At 71.6% G+C, this 20845-nt stretch carries 14 protein-coding genes; 11 read left to right on the top strand and 3 right to left on the bottom strand.

The genetic code is table 11. The features are described from left to right. Positions 1–36: 36 nt before the first annotated feature. Both OHA55_RS29040 and OHA55_RS29035 read left to right on the top strand, forming a co-directional pair. A complete protein-coding gene (locus OHA55_RS29040; RefSeq protein ID WP_266711887.1) occupies positions 37–1281 on the top strand; it encodes an ROK family protein in 1245 nt (414 codons plus the stop codon). Positions 1282–1414: 133 nt separating this feature from the next. Then, on the top strand, positions 1415–1846 hold the full coding sequence (locus OHA55_RS29035) for a nuclear transport factor 2 family protein (RefSeq protein ID WP_266711885.1): 432 nt from the start codon (positions 1415–1417) through the stop codon (positions 1844–1846). Between the two features lie 134 nt (positions 1847–1980). Here OHA55_RS29035 and xylA read toward each other — a convergent pair whose 3' ends face one another. Further along, complete coding sequence (xylA, locus tag OHA55_RS29030; protein ID WP_266711883.1) at positions 1981–3150, bottom strand: xylose isomerase; 1170 nt, start codon at positions 3148–3150, stop codon at positions 1981–1983. A gap of 201 nt (positions 3151–3351) precedes the next feature. Between xylA and xylB the strand changes: the two genes are divergently transcribed. The 6 genes from xylB to OHA55_RS29000 all read left to right on the top strand — a co-directional run bounded on the left by xylB (position 3352) and on the right by OHA55_RS29000 (position 10739). Then, a complete protein-coding gene (gene xylB, locus OHA55_RS29025) occupies positions 3352–4842 on the top strand; it encodes a xylulokinase (RefSeq protein ID WP_266711881.1) in 1491 nt (496 codons plus the stop codon). Between the two features lie 100 nt (positions 4843–4942). Then, positions 4943–6214, top strand: coding sequence for a VWA domain-containing protein (locus OHA55_RS29020; protein ID WP_266711879.1), 1272 nt, complete (start codon positions 4943–4945; stop codon positions 6212–6214). Further along, positions 6214–7104, top strand: a complete 891-nt coding sequence (locus OHA55_RS29015) for a hypothetical protein (RefSeq protein WP_266711877.1) — start codon at positions 6214–6216, stop codon at positions 7102–7104. Before OHA55_RS29020 ends, OHA55_RS29015 begins: the two co-directional genes overlap by 1 nt. 158 nt (positions 7105–7262) lie before the next feature. Beyond that, positions 7263–8843 carry an aspartate:alanine exchanger family transporter gene (locus OHA55_RS29010; RefSeq protein WP_266711875.1) on the top strand — a complete coding sequence of 527 codons (1581 nt, stop codon included), beginning with the start codon at positions 7263–7265 and terminating at the stop codon, positions 8841–8843. A gap of 320 nt (positions 8844–9163) precedes the next feature. After that, complete coding sequence (locus OHA55_RS29005) at positions 9164–9748, top strand: hypothetical protein (protein ID WP_266711873.1); 585 nt, start codon at positions 9164–9166, stop codon at positions 9746–9748. Positions 9749–9836: 88 nt separating this feature from the next. After that, the gene (locus OHA55_RS29000; RefSeq protein WP_266711871.1) at positions 9837–10739 is read left to right on the top strand and encodes a hypothetical protein; all 903 of its coding nucleotides are present in this window, start codon (positions 9837–9839) and stop codon (positions 10737–10739) included. Positions 10740–11007: 268 nt separating this feature from the next. On the opposite strand, the gene yicI is transcribed toward OHA55_RS29000, so the two are convergent. Together yicI and OHA55_RS28990 are read right to left on the bottom strand one after the other, a co-directional pair. Continuing rightward, complete coding sequence (yicI, locus tag OHA55_RS28995; RefSeq protein WP_266711869.1) at positions 11008–13296, bottom strand: alpha-xylosidase; 2289 nt, start codon at positions 13294–13296, stop codon at positions 11008–11010. Between the two features lie 61 nt (positions 13297–13357). Then, the gene (locus tag OHA55_RS28990; protein ID WP_266711867.1) at positions 13358–16243 is read right to left on the bottom strand and encodes a glycoside hydrolase family 3 C-terminal domain-containing protein; all 2886 of its coding nucleotides are present in this window, start codon (positions 16241–16243) and stop codon (positions 13358–13360) included. Positions 16244–16813: 570 nt separating this feature from the next. Here OHA55_RS28990 and OHA55_RS28985 point away from each other — a divergent pair. The 3 genes from OHA55_RS28985 to OHA55_RS28975 all read left to right on the top strand — a co-directional run bounded on the left by OHA55_RS28985 (position 16814) and on the right by OHA55_RS28975 (position 20738). Next, positions 16814–18460 (top strand): extracellular solute-binding protein, encoded by a 1647-nt coding sequence (locus tag OHA55_RS28985; protein ID WP_266712478.1) that lies wholly within the window; start codon positions 16814–16816, stop codon positions 18458–18460. 104 nt (positions 18461–18564) lie between these two features. Next, positions 18565–19761, top strand: coding sequence for a sugar ABC transporter permease (locus OHA55_RS28980; protein WP_266711865.1), 1197 nt, complete (start codon positions 18565–18567; stop codon positions 19759–19761). Continuing rightward, on the top strand, positions 19758–20738 hold the full coding sequence (locus tag OHA55_RS28975; RefSeq protein ID WP_266711863.1) for a carbohydrate ABC transporter permease: 981 nt from the start codon (positions 19758–19760) through the stop codon (positions 20736–20738). Before OHA55_RS28980 ends, OHA55_RS28975 begins: the two co-directional genes overlap by 4 nt. Positions 20739–20845 lie beyond the last annotated feature (107 nt).

Here is a 20845-nt window from a genome sequence, read left to right as displayed (position 1 = left end):
CCGTCGCCCCCGCCGTCACATAGGCTCGGTGGCGATATGAAGAATCACCTCACGCAGCTGGGCCCCAAGGCCGACAAGGACACCGTCCGACGGCACAATCTCAGTCTCGTACTGCGTGCCGTCCGCGACGAGGACGAAACCGGCGAGGCGACCAGGGCCGGCGTCGCGGCCCGCGTGGGGCTCACGCGGGCCGCGGTCTCCTCACTGGTCGAACAGTTGCTGGAGACCGGCTTCCTCACCGAGTCCGGCAAGACCTTCAGCGGTCAGGCGGGGCGTCCCGGCACCGCGCTCAAGGTCGCCCGCACCGGGCCCGCGGGCATCGGGGTGGAGATCAACATCGACTACGTCTCGGTCTGCGTCGTCGACCTGGCGGGCACCGGACGGGTACGGCAGACGGAGCATCTGGACAACCGGGGGGAACCGCCCGAGGAGGTCCTGGTGCGCGCCGCCCGGATCGCCGCGCGAACCCTGGACTCGGCCCACGAGCAGGAGCTCGCCCCGGTGGGCGCGGCGCTCGCCCTGCCGGGCCTCGTCTCGGGCGGCGCGGTGCGCCAGGCGCCGAACCTCGGCTGGAACCGCGTCCCGGCGGAGCGTCTGTTCGCCGAGGCACTCGCCGTACTGAACCCGGGGCTCGGCCCGCTGCCCGTCAGCTCGGAGAACGAGGCGAACCTGGCGGCGCTGGCCGAGCTGTGGTTCGGCGGCCTCGGCGACGTCCGCAGCTTCCTCTACCTGACGGGCGAGATCGGTGTCGGCGGCGCCCTGGTGATCGGTGGCGAGCTGCTGCGCGGCGCGCACGGCTTCGCCGGGGAGATCGGCCATGTCGTCGTGGACCCTGAGGGCCCCGAGTGCCGGTGCGGCTCGCGCGGCTGCCTGGAGCAGTACGCGGGTCAGGCGGCGCTGTTGCGGGCGGCGGGCATAGAGGGGGCCGGGGGCGGTGCGGCGGTGGTCGAGCTGGAGCGCAGGGTGCGCTCGGGCGACGCGCGCGCCACAGCGGCGGTCGGCGAGGCGGGCCGCATGCTGGGCCGCGTCCTGTCGGGCGCGGTGAACCTGATCGACCCGGACGCCGTGGTGCTCGGCGGGATCTTCCGGAGCCTGATGCCCTGGCTGTCCGGGCCGGCCGACGAGGAACTGACCGGCCGGGTGGTCTCCGGTCTCTGGTCCCCGGGCAGCGGCAGGCTGCGGGCGTCCTCGGTGGCCGGGGACGCGGCACGGGGCGCGGCGGCCCTGGTGATGCAGGACGTCCTGGCCGACCCGGTGGCGTACGCCGGCCGGGAGCGGTGAGAAGAACCGGTCCTGGTAGCGTGCCACCACCGGGGCGCCAACTGGCCCCCGGTGGTGACGCGTTGGCACCCAGCGGCCATCTCGCGTCCGTCTTCGCACCTGCCTTCGCGGCCGCCCGAACGGAGTGATCGCCGTGACCGAGCCGGACCCCGGGATTCCAGTCGCACCCACCCCGCGCGTGGTGCTGGAGCACTACCACCGGGCCATGTTGTCGATGGCCGCCGACGATCTCGCGGATCTCTACGCGGTCGACGCGGTGCACGAGTTCCCGTTCACCAGCCCCGGCTTCCCCGAACGCTTCGAGGGGCGCGAGGAGGTCCGCGCGGGTTACCGGGCGGCCTGGGGCGCGAGTCCGGCCGAGGTCACGGAGATCCGCGACGTCACCGTGTACGAGACCGGCGACCCGGGGGTGATCGTCTCCGAGCACGTGGTGGTGGGTTCGCTGCCCGCCCGGGGCCTCACCTTCACCGTCCCCGGGCTGCTGATCCTGCACGTGCGGGACGGTCTGATCGTCCGCGTGCGCGATTACATGGACGGCTTCGGCGTCGCGGCGTCCCGGGGCTGAGCACCGCTGGGGCGCGCCCGACCGGCGCTCGCGCACACGAACCGGCAGGGGCCGGGCCGTCCCGCCGGACGGCCCGGCCCCTGCCGGTTGAGCATCGCGTGTCGCGAGTCGCGGGTGTCGCGGTACCCCTGGGGTCAGCGGACGCCGAGGAGGTGGTCCAGGGCGAGCTGGTCGAGGGCTTCGAAGGCCATGGAGCGCTGGGCGGCGGCGTCGACGTCGAAGTCCTCGTAGGCGGAGGTGTCGGCGAGGAGGCCCTTGAGGCCGTCGGCGGCGGTCGGGGTGGCGAGCTCGTCCAGGCGGGAGGCGGTGAGGGCTTCCTGGACGGCGGGGTCGTTGCGGAAGGCGGCGGCGCGCTCCTTGAGGATCAGGTAGTTGCGCATGCAGTTCTTCGCGGACTCCCAGACGCCGTCGATGCCGTCGGTGCGCACCGGCTTGAAGTCGAAGTGGCGGGGGCCGGTGTAGTCGGAGTTCTCCAGGAGGTCGACGAGCCAGAAGGCCTGGCGCAGGTCGCCGGCGCCGAAGCGGAAGTCCTGGTCGTACTTGATGCCGGACTGGCCGTTGAGGTCGATGTGGTAGAGCTTGCCGGCCCACAGGGCCTGGGCGATGCCGTGGGGGAAGTTGAGCCCGGCCATCTGCTCGTGGCCGACCTCGGGGTTCACGCCGTAGAGCTCGGGGCGTTCCAGGCGCTCGATGAAGGCGAGGGCGTGGCCGACGGTGGGCAGGAGGATGTCGCCGCGGGGCTCGTTGGGCTTGGGCTCGATCGCGAAGCGGATGTCGTAGCCCTTGTCGGTGACGTACTCGCCGAGGAGGTCGAAGGCTTCCTTCATGCGGTCGAGGGCGTCGCGGACGTCCTTGGCGCCGCCGGACTCGGCGCCCTCGCGGCCGCCCCAGGCGACGTAGGTCTCGGCGCCGAGCTCGGCGGCGAGGTCGATGTTGCGGATGACCTTGCGCAGCGCGTAGCGGCGGACGTCACGGTCGTTGGAGGTGAAGCCGCCGTCCTTGAACACGGGGTGCGTGAACAGGTTGGTGGTGGCCATCGGGACCTTCAGGCCGGTGCGCTCCAGAGCGTCCTTGAACCGGCCGATCACCGCGGCGCGCTCGCTGTCCGAGGACCCGAACGGGATCAGGTCGTCGTCGTGGAACGTCACACCGTGCGCGCCGAGCTCCGCGAGCTTCTCGACGGACTCGACCGGGTCCAGCGCCGGACGGGTCGGCTCGCCGAAGGGGTCGTTGCCCCGCCAGCCCACGGTCCAGAGACCGAAGGTGAACTTGTCAGCGGAAGTGGGAGTGAAGCGGTCCGACATGTCTGCCTCTTGATCGACGGGCCCGGACGGCTGCTCTGCCGACCGACCAATTTGTTCAGTGCCATTACTAATATGGCACCCGGACGGCCGGATGGGAAACCCTTGGGCACCAAAAAGTCTTCGCGCCCCTGTTCGCACCCCATCCGATCACGTAATTTGTTTGGCGAACGAGCAAATCCCGCAGCACGAGAAGAGGTAGCCATGCCGCCGCGCACGGTCGTCATCGGTGTGGACAGTTCCACCCAGTCCACCAAAGCAGCTGTCACCGATGCCGTCACCGGCGAGATCCTCGCCGTGGGCCGCGCCCCGCACGTGGTCCTCGGCGAGGGCGGCGCCCGCGAGAGCGACCCCGAGGTGTGGTGGCAGGCGCTGCGCGACGCGGTGGCCGCCGGGATGAAGGAGGCCCAGGTCCCCGCATCGACCGTCACGGGCATCGCGGTCGCCGGGCAGCAGCACGGGCTCGTGGTGCTGGACGCCGACGGCCGCCCGCTGCGCCCCGCGCTGCTCTGGAACGACACCCGCTCCGCCCCGCAGGCCGCCGCCCTCACCGAGGCGCTCGGCGGCCCCGAGGCGTGGACGGCCCGCACCGGCTCGGTGCCGGTCGCCTCGATGACCGCGTCCAAGTGGCAGTGGCTGCGCGAGAACGAACCGGAGACCGCGGCCGCCACCGCGGCCGTCCGCCTCCCGCACGACTTCCTCACCGAGCGTCTCACCGGTGTCGCGGTGACCGACCCGGGCGACGCCTCGGGCACCTGCTGGTACTCCACCGCCACCGGCGCGTACGACCCCGAGCTGCTCGCCCTGATCGGCCTGGACGCGGCACTGCTGCCCGAGGTCGCCCCCACCGGCGGCGCCCGCGCCGGTTCGCTGACCGCCGAGGCCGCCGAGGCGCTCGGGCTGCCCGCCGGCATCGCCGTCGCGGCCGGCACCGGCGACAACATGGCCGCCGCGGTCGGCCTCGGCCTCGGCGCCGAGGGACTGCTCGACCACCCGGTGCTCAGCCTCGGCACCTCCGGCACCGTCTTCGCGGCCTCCCGCACCCGGCCCGCCTCCCCCGCGCTCGCCGGTTTCGCGGCGGCGGACGGAACGTACCTCCCGCTCGCCTGCACGCTGAACTGCACCCTCGCCGTGGACAAGGTGGCCGGCCTGCTGGGCCTCCACCGTGACGACGCGTCACCCGGCGGCGAAGCCGTCCTCCTTCCGTACCTGGACGGCGAGCGCACCCCCGACCTGCCGCACGCCTCCGGCCTGCTCACCGGTCTGCGCCACGACACCACCCCGCAGCAACTTCTGGGCGCCGCCTACGAAGGCGCGGTGTTCACCGTGCTGCACGCCATGGACGAACTGCTCCGCGCCTGCGGGCTCGACCCGGCGGACCCGGAGGTCGCCGCCCGCCCGCTGCGCCTGATCGGCGGCGGCGCGCAGGGCACCACCTGGATCGAGACCGTGCGCCGGCTCTCCGGCCGGCCCCTGGTGCTGCCCGCCAACGGCGAGTTGGTGGCCCTCGGCGCCGCCGCGCTCGCCGCCGCGGCGGCCGGCGGCGGCGACCCGGTCGCCCTGGCCACCGCGTGGAACGGCAACGGCACGGCGGGGACGGACCGTCAACTCGACGCGGTCGAGCGGGACACGGCGGCCTGGGAGCGGATCGGATCGGTGCTCGACCGGTCCGCGCAGTCCCTTCTCGGCGGCTGACGGCACCCCGGGAGCACCGCCGGATCACCTCGGGCATCCCCGAACCCGCTTCCGCGCAGCGGGTTTGGGGATGCGAACCGATGTTCAATAGGATCCGGCGATGATCACAACCAAACGGCTGACGACCGGGGTGGGCCTGTTCCTCGCCACCCTGGCCGCCGGAATCGGCACCGCCGTGCCGGCCGCCGCCGACGAACCCCCCACCGCCTCCTCGCCCAAGGTCGAACTGGTCCTCGACGTCAGCGGGTCCATGCGCACCCGCGACATCGACGGCGAGTCCCGGATGAGCGCGGCCAAGCAGGCGTTCAACGACGTGCTGGACGCCGTCCCCGAGGAGGTCCAGCTCGGCATACGCACGCTCGGCGCCGACTACCCGGGCGACGACCGCCAGGTCGGCTGCAAGGACACCAAGCAGCTGTACCCGGTCGGGCCGTTGGACCGCACCGACGCGAAGACCGCGGTCGCGACCCTCGCACCCACCGGCTGGACCCCGATCGGCCCGGCTCTGCTCGGCGCGGCGGACGACCTGGACGGGGGTGATTCCACCCGGCGGATCGTCCTGATCACCGACGGCGAGGACACCTGCGGCCCGCTCGACCCGTGCGAGGTGGCGCGCGACATCGCCGCCCGCGGGGTGCACCTGGTGATCGACACCCTGGGCCTGGTGCCCAACGCGAAGATCCGGCAGCAGCTGACCTGCATCGCCGAGGCCACCGGCGGTACGTACACGGCCGTCCAGCACAAGGAGGACCTGTCGCACCGGGTCACCCAGCTGGTGGACCGCGCCGCCGAACCCGTCGTCACCCCGGTGGCGACCGAGGGCGCGGCCAGTTGCGCCAAGGCCCCCGAGCTCACCCCCGGCCTCTACACGGACCGCGCCAAGCTCGGCGAGCACCGCTGGTACCGGGTGAACGTCCTGCCCGGCCAGGAGCTGCGGGCCTCCGCCAGTGTCTCGGCCGACCGGGCCGTCAACAACGACTACGGCATCCTGCTGCGCGCGGTCACCACGCACGGACGGGAGATCGTCCGGGGCTCCGAATCGGGCACCGGCCGTACCGACGCCATCTCCACCGGGCTGCGCTACCCCAAGGCCGAGGCGGACGACGACGCCGACGCCGAGACGGCCGAGGCCGTCTGTCTCCAGCTCGGCGACTCCTTCTCCTCCCCCACCTCCGCGAAGACCGGCCCCGGCATGCCGGTCGAGCTGACCATCGACGTGGTGGACTCCCCCGACGACGCGGCGGACACCGCGGCCTTCGGCCTCGGCCGCGGCTGGTGGTTCCTGGGCCTGATGCTGCTCGCCGGTCTGCTGGCCGGTCTGCTGTTCGGCTGGATCTCGCGCTGGCGCGTCGCCGTATGGAGGACCAACTGATGCGTACGACTCCCCGTATCCGGACCACCCGCACCCACCGGGTGCTGCGCGCGAGCGCGGGCGCCCTGGTCGCCGGTCTCGCCCTGTTCCCCACCGCGGGCCCGGCCCTGGCGGACGACCCGTCCGCCTCGGCGAGCCCGGAGGACGGCTCGGAAGCCGGTCCCACCGAAGCCGGCACCACCTTCCGTACCGCGACCGCCCTCCAGCAGGACCAGGCGGGCACCGCGCAGGCCTCGGTGGGCGACTACCTCTACTGGGTCTTCCCGGCCGACGCCGGGCAGCGGCCGACCGTACGGGCCACCGTGACCCTCCCCGAGGCGTCGCTCCGGCACGGGGCGTCCACCTGGCAGATCGACGTCTACGACGGGCTGCGCCGCCGCCAGGCGTGCATGTACGGCCACCAGACCCGCTCGGCGGCGGCCGACGCGGCGACGGTCGAGCTCGACTGCGTACTGCGCCCGGTGCGTGCCTGGTCCGAGCCGTGGGCCAACGACCCGCTGCCGGGCAGCTACTACGTGCGGCTGACCGTGCTGGACCTGCCCGACACCGACCTCGGCCAGCCCATCGGGGCCCGGGTGGAGGCCACCTCGATCGACGCGGGCAGCGCGCACGACGTGGACGGCACGCTCTCCGAGCCGCTGGTGCCCGGCTCCTCCGCCGTACGCGCCGCCGCCGGCTCCACCGCGTCGGCCTCCCCCACCGACGGCGCCACGGACGAGCCGGTCGTGGTGGCCGGCAGCGAGCCGGAGGACGGCTGGTCCTCCGGCTGGTGGACGCAGCGCTGGCTGTGGAGCGCGGGCGGTGCGGTGCTCGCGGCCCTGGCCGGTGTCTTCGGCTACTCCGTGACGCGCGGCCGGGGCCGCCCGTCGCACCTGCCGCCGGGCGTCTGACGGCGTTGTGACCCCTGCGTGCCGCGCCGCCGTTCCCTTCCCGGGACGGCGGCGCGGTCGTGTCCGGGCCGTACGCCGCCGAGTGGCGGGCCGTGCGGGGCTGCCGGAAGCTGCCCCCGAAAGCCCCCATGCGGATCGGACACCAGGAGGCAGCGCGCGTGTGGCAGTTCTTCGCGGACAACCCCTGGGTGACCGTGTTCTCGGTGATCACGGTCGGCGCGCTGCTCGGCATGGTGCGCTTCGGCCCGGTCAGGCTCGGCGCGGCGGGCGTGCTCTTCGTCGGGCTCTTCGTGGGCGCCCTGGACAAGGACATCGCCGCCGCCCTGCCCGCGGGAGCGTCGGCGCTGGGACTGGCCCTGTACGTCTACACGGTCGGGCTGGAGTCCGGCCCCGCCTTCTTCCGTGAACTCCGGGGCCAGCTCGCCGTGATGGCCGGTGCGATCGTGGCGCTCGTCGTCACCGCCGTCGTGGTGGGCGCGCTCGGCCACGGAGCGCTCGGGATCAGCGGTCCGTTCCTCGCCGGCGGCTTCGCGGGCATCGGGACCACCACCCCGGGCCTCGCCGCCGCCCAGGCCGCGTCCGAGGACCCGGCGCAGCCCGCCGTCGGTTACGCGATCGGCTACCCGTTCGCCGTGGTGATCACCATCATGTTCATCGCCGCCATCGCCTCCCGCCGCCGGTGGACCGCCCGGCGCGACCCCGACTCCGGCCTGCCCTCGACCCTCGTCACCCGGACGGTGCACGTCACCCGCGAGATCGCGTGGGCGGACGTGCCGGGCGTCGCCGAGCACCGCGTCCTGGCCAGCGAGTACCGGGCGGTGGGCGCCGCGCCCCGGGTCGCCGTCCGTCTGGACCGGCTGCACCCGGGCGACCTGGTCGAGGTGGTGGGCGGCGAGGACGACGTGTCGGCGGCGACCGTCCGCCTCGGCGAGCTCGCCCAGGCGCATCTGCTCGACGACCGGTCCACCGTGGACTACCGCCGCGTCCTGCTCACCAACCCGGACCTGGCGGGCCACACGGTCGCCGAACTCCGCCTGGCCGACACCTACGGAGCGGCCGTCAGCCGGGTGCGACGCGGCGACTTCGACATGCTCGCCCACGACGGCCTCGTCCTCCAGCTGGACGACCGGCTCCGGGTGGTCATGCCACGCGAGCGCTCCGCCGAAGTCACCCGTTTCCTCGGCGACACGGAGGCGAAGGTCAGCGAGGTCAGCGCGGTGAGCCTCGGTCTCGGCCTCGCGCTGGGCTTCCTCATCGGCATCCCGTCACTGACCCTCGGCAGCACCACCCTGGCCCTCGGCACCGGGGCGGGTCCCCTGGTGATGGGCATGTTCCTCGGCTGGCGGCGGCGCACCGGCCCCCTGGTGTGGACGCTGCCGACCCGGGCCAACCTCACCCTCCGCCAGATCGGACTGCTGCTCTTCCTGGCCATCGTCGGCCTCGGCTCCGGCTACTCCTTCCGCGAGAACGCGTTCTCCCTGTTCGGCCTGAAACTGCTGGCGGTCCTGGTGGCCGGCGCGCTCGTCAGCTACGCGCTGATGGTCCTGGTAGCGAAGGCGCTCGGCCAGAGCCGGGAGCGGACCATGGGGCTGCTCTCGGGGTACGTGGGCAACCCGGCGATCCTCGCGTACACCAACAGCAGGACGAGTGACAGCCGGGTCAACAGCGGCTATTCGACCCTGTTCGCGCTGAGCATCCTGGTGAAGATCGTCTGCGTGCAGCTCCTCGTGGGGCTGTGATCCGGGGCCCAGGGCACGGCCCTCCACCGGCGGAGGCAGTACCTCGGAGTCTTCGCTCTGGCCAACGGGACTGCCCGGCAGGGCCGGTTGAGCGAGGAGCAGTTCCGCTTCCGGCGGGCGCCGAACGACTGGTACGACGCCAACTGCCCGAACCCGTCCGACACCGATCCGGAGGCAGCGGAGGGCCGTTTCCCGGCACGGTCGGTCCGAGTCACCGGGAGGGCATCGGGACGTCCGCCCGGCACCGGTGTCAGTGGCCCGGTGCATGATCGGGTCGGTCGGCACGGAACAATGCCGGAGTCGGTGGAGACGGGAGCCCGGTGACCGGAATCGAACAGAAGACGGAGAGGATCTCGGACGGGCTGTCGATCATGCGCGAGCTGGAGCGCGTGCTCGGTCACAGGTTCTCCGAGAAGACTCCGCGGTGGGCGGAGCTCGGCTTCCCCGTGGTCGACAGGGGCACGTACGCGATCTTCCCGCTCGCGGTGGCCCCCGCGCGGGAGGACGGCGACGCCAGTGGGACCGAGCCCCTGTCGGACATCAGGCGCGGCCTGCGACGCGCTTACGTCCACTTCTACGGAGGGGACGACTCCCGTGCGGAGATGGAGCTCGATGCCGAGGACGGGTACGGCCGGAAACTCGTCGAGGCCGGAGCCGTCGTCACCGGACCGCCGTGGGAGTGCCTGTGGTGCGTCCAGCGCTTCGCCGTGATGCTCGTGCACGCGGTGGACCGGCGGCCCGGGTGGGACACACTGGCTCTCCACGTCGTCCCGAAGGACTGGGTCCGGTACGGGCCGCTCAACCCGGGAACGAAACGCGAAGCATCGCGCCGCCGGCGGATCGTCGGAGAACGGGACGCCGCCGACGTGGTCTGGTCGTGGCCGCTCGCGGAAACCGGCGCCTGAGACAACGAATACGGACGCGGTTCACGATCGCCGGAGCTGCGGCAGACCCGTCCGCCGATGATCCCCTGCCCATACAACGAGGACGGCAATGAGAGCACTGACCATCAGCGATGAGCCGAGCAAGGACCAGAAGCGGCTCCGCGACGAGTTCGACGCGTCCGTACTGCGGCGGACCCACCCGCGCGAGCTGCGCCGCCGGCTGGAGGTCCTGACCCGCGCCGACGGACGGGAGCCGGCCACGGCCGGTGGGGTCACGCACCTCGGTTTCGGCAACGGCGAAGGCGGCAGCGTCAACGCCTGGATGGCGGCCGACGGCCGTGCCCTGCTGGTGACGTTCGACCCCGCCGGCGTGCTCAACTCCCCCGGCGACGCCCGTGCGCAGGCCGCGCTGTACGAGGGCGTACCGGCGGACCTCCTCGCTCTGGTGAGGGACGTGCCCCGCGCGGACACCACGCCCGTCGTCCCGCACCCGGACGGTGGCACCCTGGTGGCGGCCACCGGGGTCTTCCATTTCTCCGGCCCCTGCGCCATGGCGGACGGGCTGGTGACCCGGCTTCAGGAGACCGGTGCGGGCATCGAGGACACCGGGGTCGGCCGTCTGCTGGACGGCTTCCTCGCGATGGAGGACTTCTCCCCCTCCGCCGTCGCGGAGGCGGCGCGGTGGTGGAGCGCCGAAGACGTCGGAAGAGGCTTCGCCGCGACCGCCGCGCAGGATCAGGACGGGTCCCGGACCGCGCCGCACGACCGGGAGGCGGTGGACCGCTTCTGCAAGCTCTGGGCCGACGACGGGTACAACGACCGGTGGGACGTGCACTACGTCCTGTTCGACGGGTGGACCCTCGAAGAGGCGGGCGAGACGCGGGAGGAGCTGCTGGGCCTGATCCGGACACTGGGCCTCGAGCGCGTCGATGCCCCGCCGGGAGCCGCCACCGGTGAGGTGTGGGTCCGCACCGACCCCCGCATCGACGCCGAACTCGAACGCTGGTCGTGAGCCGTCCGAGGGCCGAGGCGGGTATCGGGCTCCGGGTGTCCGGTGCCGGGTGCCGGGTGCCGGGTGTCGGGTGCCGAGTGCCGAGTGCCGAGTGCCGAGTGCCGAGTGCCGAGTGCCGAGTGCCGAGTGCCGAGTGAGGATCGCGGGGAACGGACGGGGCCGGGACCAGGGGGACCGGCGGGAGACCCTCGCTGATCCGCCCCTGACCCGTGGGGCCCCTCGTCCGTAGACGCCTCGTCCGTGGAGCCCCTCACCCGCGGCCCCCTCCTCAGCCGAGGTGCGGCACCTCCACCGTGCCGGTTCCCTCCGCCGTGGCGCCCGTCGCCTCGACCGTGACGCGGAAGGGCCGGCCGCTGCCTTCCGCGGTGACCCGTACGCCGTCCTCGTCACGGGTGACGTGGAAGGTCGCGGCGGGTTCGCCGGTCAGGCCGGGGACGGTGACCGAGGTAGTGGCCGTCCCGGACCGCGGGGCCGGGCCGAAGGCCCGCAGGGTGAGGTCGGCGAGCCAGTCGCCGTCCGGGCGCTGGTCGTCGCTGCCCCAGGGGAGCACCGCGCCGGGGCGGACGTACAGCGGGAGGCTGTCGAAGCCGTGGGTCTCCTGGCGCCAGACCGGTCCGGTGACCGTTTCGCCGGTGAGCAGGTGGGTCCAGGTGCCCTCGGGGACGTAGTACTCCACCTCGCCCTCGGCCGAGAAGACCGGGGCGACGAGCAGGTCCGGGCCGAGCATGTACTGCCGGTCCAGGGTGCGGGTCGCCGGGTCGTCCGGGAACTCCAGCAGCATCGGGCGCATCATCGGGACGCCGGTGCGGTGGGCCTCGGCGGCGGCACCGTAGAGGTAGGGCATCAGGCGGTGCTTGAGGAGGGTGAACTGCCGTGTCACATCGACGGCTTCCTCGCCGAACTCCCACGGCACGCGGTAGGAGACGTTGCCGTGGAGGCGGCTGTGCGAGGAGAGGAGGCCGAAGGCGACCCAGCGCTTGAAGACGTCCGGGTCGGGGGTGCCTTCGAAGCCGCCGATGTCGTGGCTCCAGAATCCGAAGCCGGACAGGCTCAGCGAGAGGCCGCCGCGCAGGGATTCGGCCATCGCGTTGAAGGAGGCGAAGCAGTCGCCGCCCCAGTGGACGGGGAACTGCTGGCCGCCCGCGGTGGCGGAGCGGGCGAAGAGGACTGCCTCACCGCTTCCCCGCTCCTTCTCCAGGAGTTCGAAGACCGCGCGGTTGTAGATCTGCGCGTAGTAGTTGTGCATCCGCTCGGGGTCGGAGCCGTCGTGCCAGACGACGTCCGTCGGGATGCGCTCGCCGAAGTCGGTCTTGAAGCAGTCGACTCCCTGGTCGAGCAGGACCTTCAGCTTGCTCTGGAACCAGGCGGTCGCCTCGGGGTTGGTGAAGTCCACCAGGGCCATGCCCGGCTGCCAGAGGTCCCACTGCCAGACGTCGCCGTTGGGCCTGCGGACGAGGTAGCCCTTCTCGGCGCCTTCGGCGAACAGGGCTGATTTCTGGGCGATGTAGGGGTTGATCCACATGCTGATGCGCAGTCCGCGTTCCTTGAGGCGGGCCAGCATCCCTTCCGGGTCGGGGAAGACGTCCGGGTCCCAGAGGAAGTCCGACCACTGGTACTCACGCATCCAGAAGCAGTCGAAGTGGAAGACGGAGAGCGGGATGTCGCGTTCGGCCATGCCCTCCACGAAGGAGGTCACCGTTTCCTCGTCGTACGCGGTGCAGAAGGAGGTGGTGAGCCACAGCCCGAAGGACCAGGCCGGGGGGAGCGCGGGGCGGCCGGTGAGGGCGGTGTAGCGGGCCAGGACGTCCTTGGGCGTCGGGCCGGCGACGACGTAGTACTCCAGCGTCTGGTCCTCGACGCTGAACTGCACCTGGCCCACGGACTCCGAGCCGACCTCGAAGGCCACCTTGCCGGGGTGGTTGACGAAGACGCCGTAGCCGCGCGAGGAGAGGTAGAACGGGATGTTCTTGTAAGCCAGTTCGCTACTGGTGCCGCCGTCCGCCTGCCAGACGTCGACGACCTGGCCGTTCTTGACGAAGGGGGTGAACCGCTCACCGAGGCCGTAGACGTTCTCCCCGACGGCCAGGGCGAGTTGGGCGATCATGTGGTGGGCGCCGTCGGGAGTGGTGGCGAAGGCGGTGCCCTTGCGGTCCACGCCGGTGAGCCGGCGGCCGTCCGCGTCGAGGAAGGCGAGACCCCAGGGTCCGTCCTTGTCGAGTCTCAAGGTCAGTGGCCCGCTGGTGAGTTCGGCGACCGAGCCCTCCCGCGTGGTACGCACCGAGGCGTGCGGCGCCGCGTCCACGGACAGCTCGAAGTCCGGGCCATGGTTGGCCTTCCCCGCGTGGTGGGTGGCGCGGATGCCGATGATCCCCTCGGCGGGTGTGAAGCATTCGACCGTGATCAGGGGGGTGTTGAGAGTGTCGCCCCGCCCGGTGACCCGCATGACCGCCGCGTGGGCGGTGATCCGGTCGGCGTCCACCCGAAGATCACGGATCTCGGTGGCGTAGGAGGCGGTGACTCCCTCCCGCATGAGCCAGAATCCGTCGGTGAACTTCATGAGGACTCCTTGTCGTGGGCGGTGGTGAGCGGAGTACGGGCTGCCGCGGTGCGGTGCCGGGTCACTCGGACGCTCCCGCCGGGGTGAAGGCGAGGCGTGCGAGGCGCAGGGCGCCGCGCAGGGTGACCCGGAGGTCCGCCACCCCGTCCGCCGCGAATTCCGCGGTCACGGACCGGTAGTCGTACGGGCCGCCACCGGCGGGGAGTTCGACGGTCGCGGTGGCGCCGTCCGTCTCGATCCCGACCGTGCCCCCGCCCGCCGCGTGGACGGTGACGCCGTGCACACCGGGCCCGAAGTCGCAGGCTTCGAAGACCAGCAGGCCGCCTTCCTCCGCTGCGCCGGTGGTCGCGGTGACGGCGTCGCCGTCGGTCTTCGCGCGGTCGACGATCTCCGTGCCGTGCTGCTCGTCGTAGTCGGCCGCCCCGATGCCGGCGGTGAGGACGGGGCGGGGCCCGGAGGGCTCTCCACCGAGCTCCACTCCGGCGGTGAGCCGGATGTCCGCACTGGAGGCCCCGGCCAGCAGCTCGTACGCGCCCGGCTCCACGGCCCAACGGCCGTGCGCCACGTCCCAGTGACCCAACTCGGCCACCGGCACGAGGAATTCGACCCGCTCCGAACCGCCGGGGGCGAGGTGCAGCCTGCGGTGGCCGGCCAGCTTGCGCAGCGGCAGGCGGGCGGCGTCCGGTCCGGTGCGGCGTACGTAGAGCTGGGCGACCTCGTCGGAGGGGGCCCCGCCGGTGTGGGTGACGGTCAGGGCGACCCGGAGCAGGTCGTCCTCGCGGGCGACGGTGAGGTCCGTGTACCCGAAGGAGGCGTAGGAGAGCCCGTGGCCGAACGGGTAGAGCGGGGTGCCGTCGAAGTAGAGGTACGTCTGGCGGGATCCGACGACGTCGTAGTCGAAGAGGTCCGGCAGGTCGGCGTCGGAGGCGTACCAGGTCTGCGGGAGCCGTCCGGCCGGGGAGACGTCCCCGGTGAGGACCCGGGCGAGCGCGGTGCCGGCCGCCTGGCCGCCGTGGGCGGTCCACAGCAGGGCGGGGAGTGCGGCGGCGGCCTCCGGTACGGCGTACGGGTAGGCGGAGGTGAGGACGAGCACGGTACGCGGGTTGGCGGCGTGTGCGGCGCGCCAGAGCTTCTCCTGCTGGGAGGGGAGGGCGAGGGTGGTGCGGTCCTCGGTCTCGCGGCCGTTGATGTGCGGGTCGTTGCCCGCGACGACGACCACGGTGTCGGCCTCGGCCGCGATCCGGGCGACCTCGTCCGCGCCGCTCTCGACGGTCTCGACGCGGAAGACGGTCGCGCGGCCGGCCGGAATCTTTTCGCCGTCCTCGGCAACCTTTGCGCCCTCGGCGGCGACAGACACGTACCCACCCGTACCGATGTGCAGAAGGCGGTGTCCTGCGTCGTGTCCCTCGACCGCTTCCAGGCGGAACGTCTCCTGGACGATCCAGCCGCCCGGCTCCTCGGCGGACGCGCGGACGAAGCCGTCCTCGGCGACGGAGAGGTACAGCCCCTCGTCGGTGCGCAGGGTGAGGACGCCGTCGCCCCAGTCGACCAGGGCCAGGGCGGTTCCCTCGGGGGCCGCGACGAGCGGCGGGAGGTCGGTGCGGCCGGTGAGGAGCGCCGGGTCGAGGGCTCCTTCCTCGCCGCGGGCCCCGCCGGTCTCCGCCTGGGCCGCCGGTACGAGGAGTTGGCCGCCGTCACAGGTCAGCAGGACCTTGTCGACGCCCTCGGCGTACAGCACGTCGTCCGCGCCGAAGCGGGCGCGCAGCCCGTCGAGCGGGGTGGAACGGTGCAGCAGGGTACCGCTGTACCAGTCGAGCTTGCAGGCGTCGGCGAGCAGGCCGACGACCGCGATCTTCCGGCCCGCGCGCGGGGCGAGTGGCAGCAGGCCGTCGTTCTTGAGCAGGACGGTGGCCTGTTCGGCGGTCTCCAGGGCGAGTTCGCGATGCGCGGGGGTGTCGAAGTCGTCGGTGTCCGCGTAGGGGTCGAGCTCCGGGTCGAACTCGCCGAGCGCGAAGCGCAGATGGAGCAGCCTGCGCACCGCCCGGTCGATGTCCTCGGGGTCGAGCAGGCCCTTGGCGAGCGCGTCGCGGATGCGGCCGGTCATCACGGAGGAGTCCGTGCCGTGGTCGGTGAAGCTGTCGACGCCCGCCTTGAGGGAGGCGGCGGTGGCCTCCTCGTGGGTGTCGAAGTAGTGCTCGGAGTCGACCAGGTTGGAGGGTGCGCCGGCGTCGGAGCAGACGACCAGGGGCTGGTCGGTCCACTGCCGCAGCTGCTCGCCGAGCAGCGGGGAGACATGGTTGGGGCGCCCGTTGACGAGGTTGTAGGCCGGCATGACCCCGGCGACCGCTCCGGCGCGGACCGCGTCGCGGAAGGCACGCAGGTCGTACTCGTGCAGGACGCGGGGGCGCACGGAGGAGGAGGCGGTGTCGCGGTCGGTCTCGTTGTTGTGGGCGAGCCAGTGCTTGAGGACCGGGGCGGTGCGCCAGTAGCGGGGGTGTTCGCCGCGCAGGCCGCGGGTGTACGCGACGGCTATGGCGGAGGTGAGCGCGGGGTCCTCGGAGTAGCCCTCCTCGCCGCGCCCCCACAGCGGGTGGCGCAGGAGGTTCACTGTCGGGGCCCAGACGTTGAGGCCGACCCGGTCGTCGTTCCGGCGCTTGGCCCGCACCTCGTTGCCCACGGCTTCGCCGACCCGGCGCACCAGGTCGTCGTTCCAGGTGGCGCCGAGGCCGACGGCCTGGGGGAAGACGGTCGCCCCGCCCATCCAGGCCACACCGTGCAGCGCCTCCTGGCCGGTACGGAAGGCGGCCAGCCCCAGCCGCTCCACGGGCGGCGCGAACTGGTGCAGCATCGCGATCCGTTCGTCGGTCGTGAGCCGCTGGAGCAGGTCGTCGACGCGCGCCTCGAAGGGCAACTGCGGGTCGCGGAAGGGAAGCGGAAGGTCCGTCACGTGCGGGTCCCCTTGGAAAGGTGGGAGGTCTGGCGGAGCCGTGGGCTACCGCAGGTCCTTCGGAACATCAGCGAGTGATCTTTCGAAGCGCTTCGATGCTCGGTGCCCGACCGGCAAAGTGTCAAGAGTGCAAGGGGGTTGACTCGGCCTGCCCGGCTCACAGGAGCCGCCCAGGAACGCGGGAAACGTTACGGAAACAGCTCCGAGGAATGTGCGGGCGAACTCTTGTGCGGCCGGTCCCCTTCACTTAACCTCGCTGCAACATCGAAGCGCTTCGACAGCGTTTCGAGGGTGCTCAGCCGGTGTCTCCGGAAAGTGCCCCGGGTGGCCTGGTCCCCCGGGGTCCGTTCCCGGTCTCGCCGCCGGCGGTGGCTTCAAGCCGTCACCGCCCGGTCGTGTACCGCTCGATCCGAGCGGTTCCGTCCAGTTACGCCCACCTCAGACTCAGGAGCCGAACGGCGGTCGCCCGCCGGGTGTCGTCCTGGTGCGCCATGAAGGGTTGACGCAATGACGCCGAATTCCTCCCCCGCCACGAACCGGTCCGAGAACAACGCGACGGGCCTCGCAGCCATGACGCCGAACCGCCGGAGCTTCCTCGCTTCGAGCGCCTTCGCAGCGGTGGCCGTGGCAGGCGGCGTACCGCTGCTGGCCGCGTGCGGCGGTTCCGGATCCGACTCGGGGACCAGGGAGGGCACGACGACCGGCAAGGCACTCAGCAAGGTCGTGCCGAGCTACGTCCCCTCCGACCTGGTGCAGCCCGACGTGGCCAGCGTCAACGGATCGAGCCCCGGTTTCACCAAGCTGCCCGACCCGCTGGCGAAGTCGGTCAAGACGGTCCCCGGCAAGGGCTCTTCCTTCCGGGTCATGACCCCGCTGTGGGGCACCGTCCCCAAGAAGAACAACCCGTACTACACGGCGATCAACAAGGCCGTCGGCGCGACGCTGAACTTCGACCCCCAGGACGGCAACACCTACCAGGACAAGATCGGTGCCGTCCTCGCCGGTGACGACATCCCGGACGCGGTCACCATCCCCGGCTGGAACATGCAGGGCCAGATCCGCAACGCCATCACCGCGAAGTTCGCCGACCTCAGCCCGTACCTGGCCGGCGACGGGGTGAAGAAGTACCCGAACCTCGCCAACATCCCCACCGGCGCCTGGCAGTACTCGGTCTTCGGCGGCAAGCTGCGCGGCCTGCCCATGCCGTCGCCGGTCATCGGCAACGCGATCTTCTACCGCAAGGACATCATCGGCTCCGGCGCGGTCCCGGCCAGCGCCGACGACCTGCTCGCCTTCGGCAAGGAGTACACCGCGCCGAAGAGCAAGGTCTGGGCCTTCGACGACCTGTGGACCTGCATCCAGAAGATCTACGGCGTGCTGCCGGACGCCCCGCACTACTGGCAGCTCCAGGACGGCAAGCTCGTCCACAAGCTCGAGACGAAGGAGTACCGCGAGGCCCTGGCCTTCGCGCGCAAGCTCCACGACCTCGGCTACGTCCACCCGGACGCCGAGGCGAACAAGGACGCGGACTCCAAGATCCGCTTCACCAGCGGCCACATCGTCATGTACAACGACGGCACCGGCGGCTGGAAGGGCATGGTGACCGAACAGAAGACCGCCAACCCGAAGTTCGACATGCAGGCGCTGGACTTCTTCTCGGCCGACGGCGGCAAGCCGGTCCTCTGGCAGGACGACCCGGCCGGGATCTTCACCTTCCTCAGCAAGAAGCTCCCCAAGGCGAAGATCGAGGAGATGCTCGCCATCGCCGACTTCGCCGCCGCCCCGTACGGCACCGAGGAGTTCATGCTCACCAACTACGGCGTCCAGGGCACCCACTACGACGTGAAGGGCGGCGTGCCGACCTTCACCGACCAGGGCATCCAGGAGGCCCAGCCCTCCACCTTCCTCTTCCTCGCCTCCCCGCCGCACACCATCGCCTTCCCCGACGAGCCGAAGCTGGTCCAGGACTACGCGGGGTGGATGGCCCGGCAGGCGCCGAACATCAAGAAGCCTCTCTTCTTCGGCATGCAGATCGTCGAGCCCCAGCGGTACGCCTCCCTGTACACGCCCTTCGACGACCTGCAGAAGGACATCCGGCGCGGGCGCAAGAAGGTCGGCGACCTGGAGTCGGCGGTGTCGACCTGGAAGAAGAGCGGCGGGGACGAGCTCCGCTCCTGGTACCAGGACATCCTCGACAAGAACGGCTCCGGCAACTGACCGTACGCGGCAGTCGGCAGGACCCACGCACAAACGGAGAGTGGCCGCCGGGCGCAGTGACGCCCGGCGGCCGGGGCGGAGCAGCACGACATGGGGAGCTCACGGTGAAGCCACGAGCCACGGCGGCGGGCACGGGCCGTCCGGCGGACGGGACGGACGTCCCGGCAGGCGAGGACGGTCAGCACACCGCGCGGGACGGCGGACCGTCGGAGGGTACGACGCCCGGCGGTACGGCGTCGGAGGGTACGGCGTCGGACGGCGGGGGCAAGGACGGCAAGGGCAGGCCACGGGCGACCGGTGGGGGTGCGGTTCCCCGCGCGCGCGGCGGCCGCTCCGGCAAGGCGGCCGAGGCCGGCGTCCGTCCGGCCTCCGGACTGCCGTCCGAGGGCATCACCTGGCGGCACCGGCTGCGGCGGGACCGCACGCTGGTCCTGATGACGCTCCCCGCCGTCGCGCTGCTGCTGATCTTCAACTACATACCGTTGTTCGGGAACATCGTCGCGTTCCAGAACTACGACGTCTACGACCTGGGCATCACCGGAAGCCCGTTCGTCGGCTTCGACAACTTCACCCGGATCTTCGACGACTACCGCTTCTGGGAAGTCCTGATCAACACGCTGGTCATCTTCCTGACCCAGCTGATCCTTTTCTTCCCGATCCCGATCGCCATCGCACTGCTCCTGAACAGTCTGATGAGCACACGGGTGAAGGCGTGGGTGCAGGCGATCGTCTACCTGCCGCACTTCTTCTCCTGGGTCCTCGTCGTCACCGTCTTCCAGCAGATGTTCGGCGGAGCCGGCCTGGTCGCGCAGTGGCTGCGCGAACACGGTCATGAGGGATTCGACCTCATGACCAACCCCGGGTTCTTCAAGTTCCTGGTCACCGCGCAGGCCGTCTGGAAGGACGCGGGCTGGGGAGTCATCGTCTTCCTCGCCGCACTCGCGGCCGTCAACACCGACCTGTACGAGGCCGCCGCGGTGGACGGAGCGGGACGCTGGCGCCGCATGTGGCACGTCACGCTGCCCGCACTGCGCCCGGTGATCGCCCTGCTGCTCGTCCTGCGGGTCGGCAGCGCGCTCAACCTGGACTTCGAGCAGATCCTGCTCCAGCGCGACCAGGTGGGCGCCGGCGCGTCCGAGATCCTCGACACCTACATCTGGTGGACGGGCATCAAAACCGGCGACTTCGGCTATGCCGCCGCGGCCGGGATCTTCAAGGGACTGTTCAGCGTCGCCATGGTGCTGGGCGCGAACAAGGTCGCCCACATGCTGGGCGAGCAGGGGGTGTACTCCAAGAAATGACGACTCTCCTGGACCTCGAAAAGACGCCCGGCGGATGGCCCGTGGACACCGCCCCGGCCCGCACCCCGCTGCAGCGCCTCCTCGGCACCGAGCAGCGCCCCGCCTGGGAGGACGAACCGACCAAGGCCGGTCTCGCCTTCAAGGGCTTCGGTCTCGTCGCGATCTGCGCGGTGATCCTCGTCCCCATCTGGGTGGTGGTCGTCACCAGCCTCTCCGACACCAAGGCCATCAACGACGCGGGCGGGCTGGTCGTCTGGCCGAAGAGCATCACCTTCGTCGCGTACAAGGAGCTGCTGAGCGGCGGCGCCGTCACCCGGGCCGCGATGGTCAGCATCGGGCTGACCGTGGTCGGCACGGTGTTCAGCATGGTGATCTCGATCCTGTGCGCCTACGGCCTCAGCCGGCGCGACTCGATCGCCCACCGGCCGCTGCTGATGACGCTCATGGCGACGATGTTCTTCGGCGCCGGGCTCATCCCCACGTATCTGCTGGTGACCGGGATCGGTCTGAGCAACAGCTACTGGTCGATGATCCTGCCGAGTGCGATCTCCGTCTTCAACATCCTGGTGCTCCGCGGCTTCTTCATGGACACCGCGCCCGAACTCATCGACGCGGCACGGATCGACGGCGCCGGCGAGTGGCGCATCCTGCTCCAGATCGTCATGCCGCTCTCGCGCGCGGTGGTAGCGGTCATCTCGCTGTTCTACGCGGTGGGTTACTGGAGCCAGTGGTTCAACGCCATGCTCTACATCCAGGACAGCGACAAGTACCCGCTCCAGATGATCCTCCGTCAGCTCGTACTCGCCCACCAGGTGCCGCCGGGCGCGATGGGGGCGGCGGTGAGCAGCGGGCAGATCAACAGCCTGGCGGTGCAGATGGCCGTCATGGTCCTCGCGCTGATCCCGGTGGCCCTGCTGTCGCCGTTCGTCCAGAAGCACTTCCAGAAGGGCATGCTCACCGGGGCCGTGAAGGGCTGACCCTTCCGCTTCACCCGCTGTCCTACGTGCCGCGTGCCGGGAGGGATCTCCCGCACGCGGCACGGAGCATCCCGTCGCCCGCTCGTTCCGCCGATGTCCGTCGCCCC

Source organism: Streptomyces sp. NBC_00102, from assembly GCF_026343115.1.
Classification (GTDB): Bacteria; Actinomycetota; Actinomycetes; order Streptomycetales; family Streptomycetaceae; genus Streptomyces.
Note: the sequence above shows the minus strand (reverse complement) of the source record. Positions and strands in the feature narration are given on the sequence as shown.

Coding starts and splice junctions, on each gene's coding strand:
- OHA55_RS29040 (WP_266711887.1), top strand. CDS start 37: ATGAAGAATCACCTCACGCAGCTGGGCCCCAAGGCCGACAAGGACACC.
- xylA (WP_266711883.1), bottom strand. CDS start 3,150: ATGTCGGACCGCTTCACTCCCACTTCCGCTGACAAGTTCACCTTCGGT.
- xylB (WP_266711881.1), top strand. CDS start 3,352: ATGCCGCCGCGCACGGTCGTCATCGGTGTGGACAGTTCCACCCAGTCC.
- OHA55_RS29020 (WP_266711879.1), top strand. CDS start 4,943: ATGATCACAACCAAACGGCTGACGACCGGGGTGGGCCTGTTCCTCGCC.
- OHA55_RS29015 (WP_266711877.1), top strand. CDS start 6,214: ATGCGTACGACTCCCCGTATCCGGACCACCCGCACCCACCGGGTGCTG.
- OHA55_RS29000 (WP_266711871.1), top strand. CDS start 9,837: ATGAGAGCACTGACCATCAGCGATGAGCCGAGCAAGGACCAGAAGCGG.
- yicI (WP_266711869.1), bottom strand. CDS start 13,296: ATGAAGTTCACCGACGGATTCTGGCTCATGCGGGAGGGAGTCACCGCC.
- OHA55_RS28985 (WP_266712478.1), top strand. CDS start 16,814: ATGACGCCGAACCGCCGGAGCTTCCTCGCTTCGAGCGCCTTCGCAGCG.
- OHA55_RS28975 (WP_266711863.1), top strand. CDS start 19,758: ATGACGACTCTCCTGGACCTCGAAAAGACGCCCGGCGGATGGCCCGTG.